This is a genomic window from Pseudomonas sp. (assembly GCF_049590575.1).
Lineage (GTDB): Bacteria > Pseudomonadota > Gammaproteobacteria > Pseudomonadales > Pseudomonadaceae > Aquipseudomonas.
Genome location: NZ_JBAWDE010000289.1, coordinates 1 through 3,707, shown reverse-complemented (window position 1 = coordinate 3,707; position 3,707 = coordinate 1). Strand labels below are relative to the sequence as shown.

Sequence of the window (3,707 nt, the reverse complement as noted above, 5' to 3'; positions counted from 1 at the left end):
GTGCCGGATCAGGCCGAAAGTGCCGGTGGCATGGTGGTCGCTTCGGTGCAATCGGCCATCGCCGCAGGTGCGGCGGGCGGCGGCGCGATGTTCAGTGCCACCGGCATCGACGGGGTGTTTCTGGGCGCGGGTTGCTTGCTGTTGCTGGCGGCACTGTTGATCGCGCTGCGCGTGCAGGTGCCCCGGCACGCTGCGGCGGGGAGTGTGACGCATCACCCGTCTTTGGTTTAGTCTCAAGCGCTTCGCTGATCGCAAACGCCTCTGGAGCCGTAAGCATGACCGAGTATGTACCCCCGAAAGTCTGGACCTGGGACACCGAAAGTGGCGGCACTTTCGCCAGCATCAACCGGCCGATTGCCGGCGCGACCCACGACAAGGAACTGCCGGTCGGCAAGCATCCCTTGCAGCTGTACTCGCTGGCTACGCCGAACGGGCAGAAGGTCACCATCCTGCTGGAAGAGCTGCTGGCCCTGGGGCACAGCGGCGCGGAATACGATGCCTGGCTGATCAAGATCGGCGACGGTGACCAGTTCGGTAGCGGCTTTGTGGGGGTCAACCCGAACTCCAAGATCCCTGCGTTGATGGACCACAGTGGCGCCACGCCGATCCGGGTATTCGAGTCGGGCGCGATCCTGCAGTACCTGGCGGAGAAGTTCGGCGCATTCTTCCCGACTGAGCCTGCGGCCCGTGCCGAATGCCTGTCGTGGCTGTTCTGGCAGATGGGCAGCGCGCCGTACCTGGGCGGTGGTTTCGGGCATTTTTATGCCTATGCGCCGAGCAAGATGGAGTACGCGATCAATCGGTTCGCCATGGAAACCAAGCGGCAGCTGGATGTGCTGGACAAGCGCCTGGCGGTGAGTGAATACATTGCCGGGGATGAGTACACCATCGCCGATATCGCCATCTGGCCTTGGTATGGCGGTTTGGTCAAAGGCCGGTTGTACGGGGCGTCGGCGGAGTTTCTGTCGGTGCATGAGTACACGCATGTGCTGCGTTGGGCGGAGGCGATTGAAGCGCGGCCGGCGGTACAGCGCGGGCGGCGGGTAAATCGGGTCTCGGGCGAGGAACAGTTGCCCGAGCGCCATGACGCAAGCGACCTGGACTGATTGAGATCCCAGTGTGGGAGGGGGGCAAGCCCCCTCCCACATTTGGACAGGTGTTTCCTGTTTTATTGGTAACGCTGTTCGAACACCGCCACCTGTTCGGGCTTAATGAGCTCGAACGGCACCCACACCTCGGACTCAATCGGCTCGCCCTTGATCATCTTGATCGCCGCCTGCACGGCCTGAGTCGCCTGGGCCTTGGGGTCCTGAAACACCGACGCCGTCAGCATCCCGCGCTTGATCGCCGCCAGGCCATCCGGCAAACCATCGATACCGACAATCGCAATCTCACCCTTGGCCTTGCCCGCCTGCTGCAACGCCATGGCCGCGCCAATCGCCATTTCATCGTTATTGGCCACGATGGCATCGAACTGCGTGCCCGCCAGCAGCCAGTTGCTCGTCAGGTCCATGCCCTTGCTGCGTTGCCATTCGGCGCTTTGCTGCTCGACGAGCTTGATTCCGGGAAAGTCCTTGAGCACCTGCTTGACGCCCTCGGTGCGGTCATGGGTGGCGTTCTGCGCGAGGTCGCCCATGATGATCGCCACTTGGCCTTTGCCGCCGAGTTTTTCCGCGAGGTAGCGCATCTGCAATTGCCCGGCCTCGATATCGTTGGAGGCCACGGTGACCACGCCCTTGGGCAGGGAGCGCTGGTCGGGGTGGCGGTTGACGTACACCAGCGGCGTCTTGGCGGCCACGGCGGCGCGGGTCATGTTGGCGGTGGCGGCAGTGTCCACCGGCAGCACGATCACCGCGTCAACCTTCTGGTTGAGAAAGCCTTCGACCTGGTTCAGCTGGCGCACCACATCGCCCTGGGCGTCTTCGAACTGGATCTGCACATCCTGCTGCTTGGCGGCGGCTTCGAGGCCGGTGCGCACGTAGGTCATGAAGTTATCGTCGACCCGCGCGATGCTCACGCCGATGCGGTATGCGGCGAAGGTAAATTGGCTGAACAGCAGTAAAAAAACGGCGGCAATCAATGAGTGGCGTTTCATAAGGGTGTTCCTTTTATTGTTATAGGGTGAAGGCCTGGCGGAAGCGCTCCAGGGCCAGCTCGCTGTCGCCGCTGGCCCAGCCTTCCAGGCCGACCACGCCGCTGTAGCCCATGGCATGCAGGGCCCGGGCAATGGCCGGGTAGTGGATTTCGCCGGTGCCGGGCTCCTTGCGCCCCGGCACGTCGGCCACCTGGATTTCACCGATGGCGCTGCCGGCGCGCTGGATCAATTCGATCAGGTTTCCTTCGCCGATCTGCGCGTGGTACAGGTCCAGGTTCATCTTCAAATGGGGGCTGCCCACGGCCTCGATCAGCGCCAGGGTGTCCTCGGCGCGGGCGAACGGCACGCCGGGGTGGTCAACCTCGGTGTTGAGGTTTTCCAGCAGGAACACACGGCCGGCGTCTTCGCCCAGGCGGGCGATTTTTTCCAGGGTCTTGCACGCGCTCAGCCACATACGTCCGGTGGTCTGGCTCACCGGCTGCACTGGCAGGCCGCCGTCACCCAGGCCGGTGCCGTGCAGGTTGAGGCTGGGGCAGTTCAGGCGTTCGGCCACGCCCAGGGATTCGCGCGCGCTGTCGAGTAATTGCCGGATGCCGTCGGGGTCGGTGAGGGTGCCGCTGATATAGCCGGTCATGGAGGTGAAGTCGGCGCCTGTCGCGGCCAAGGCGTTGATGTCCTTGTCGGTCCAGCTCCAGATTTCGGCGCTGAAACCCAAGGCATGGATGCGCTTTACGCGCTCGATAAACGGCAGGTCGAGAAACACCATCTCGGCACTGATCGCCAGCTTGAACGGGCTCATCGGCGGGCTCCCTGCACGGCTACGGCCTTGCCGGTTTCGAACGACTCGATACACGCACGGGCAATCGCCAGGGCGGCGCGCGCGTCTTCACCGCTGGCCAGCGGCTTGGCGCCGGTGCGCAGGCAGTCGACAAAGTGGTTGAGCTCGGCGATGTAGGCGTCGCGCAGCAGGTCGGTGTCCAGCCGTTGGGTGTCGGCCTGGATGCCCTGGGCCAGGTAGCGCACCAGGTCGGAGTCGTTGAGGCTGCCCATGCTCAGCATGCCTGCGCTGCCGAATACTTCACCGCGCACGTCGTAGCCATAAACGGCCTGGAAGTTGGCTTCGGCGGTGGCGATGGCGCCGTTGTCGAAGCGGATCGTGACCACCGCGGTGTCGAGGAAGCCTTTGCTTTTGTATTCCGGGGCGATCAGCGCGTCGGCCATCACATGCACCTGTACGGCCTCGGCGCCGGGGTTGAGGTAGCGCAGGGTGTCGAAGTCGTGGATCAGGGTTTCGAGGAAGATCACCCACTGCGGCGAGTTGGCCGGGTTGTTCAGCGCCGGGTCGCGGGTCAGCGAGCGCAGCAGCTGCGGGGTGCCGATGCGGCCGGCGACCACGTCGAGGTGGGCGCTGCGAAAGCCCTTGGCGAAGCGCCGGTTGAAACCGACCTGCAGCGGCACGCGCGCATCGGCGGCGGCCGCAATGGCGCGGTCGGCTTCATCCAGGGTGATGGCCATGGGTTTTTCGCAGAAGATCCCCTTGCCGGCGCGGGCGGCGCTGATCACCAGTTCGGCGTGGCTGCGCGCGGGGGCGGCGATCAGTACGCCGTCGATA

The 3,707-nt window shown here is 64.4% G+C and carries 4 protein-coding genes and 1 pseudogene; 2 read left to right on the top strand and 3 right to left on the bottom strand.

The features are described 5' to 3' along the window. Together WBR57_RS20375 and yghU are read left to right on the top strand one after the other, a co-directional pair. A pseudogene (locus tag WBR57_RS20375) lies at window positions 1–231 on the top strand (MFS transporter); the annotation flags it as partial. 44 nt (window positions 232–275) lie between these two features. Next, a complete protein-coding gene (gene yghU, locus WBR57_RS20370; RefSeq protein WP_424086025.1) occupies window positions 276–1,106 on the top strand; it encodes a glutathione-dependent disulfide-bond oxidoreductase in 831 nt (276 codons plus the stop codon). 62 nt (window positions 1,107–1,168) lie between these two features. On the opposite strand, the gene WBR57_RS20365 is transcribed toward yghU, so the two are convergent. From WBR57_RS20365 to WBR57_RS20355, 3 genes are all read right to left on the bottom strand, one after another. Further along, window positions 1,169–2,095, bottom strand: coding sequence for a sugar ABC transporter substrate-binding protein (locus WBR57_RS20365; protein WP_424086023.1), 927 nt, complete (start codon window positions 2,093–2,095; stop codon window positions 1,169–1,171). Between the two features lie 19 nt (window positions 2,096–2,114). Next, the gene (locus WBR57_RS20360; protein WP_424086021.1) at window positions 2,115–2,894 is read right to left on the bottom strand and encodes a TIM barrel protein; all 780 of its coding nucleotides are present in this window, start codon (window positions 2,892–2,894) and stop codon (window positions 2,115–2,117) included. Then, window positions 2,891–3,707 (bottom strand): Gfo/Idh/MocA family oxidoreductase (locus tag WBR57_RS20355; RefSeq protein ID WP_424086019.1); only part of this gene is annotated, 817 nt, incomplete at its 5' end. The genes WBR57_RS20360 and WBR57_RS20355, both read right to left, overlap by 4 nt.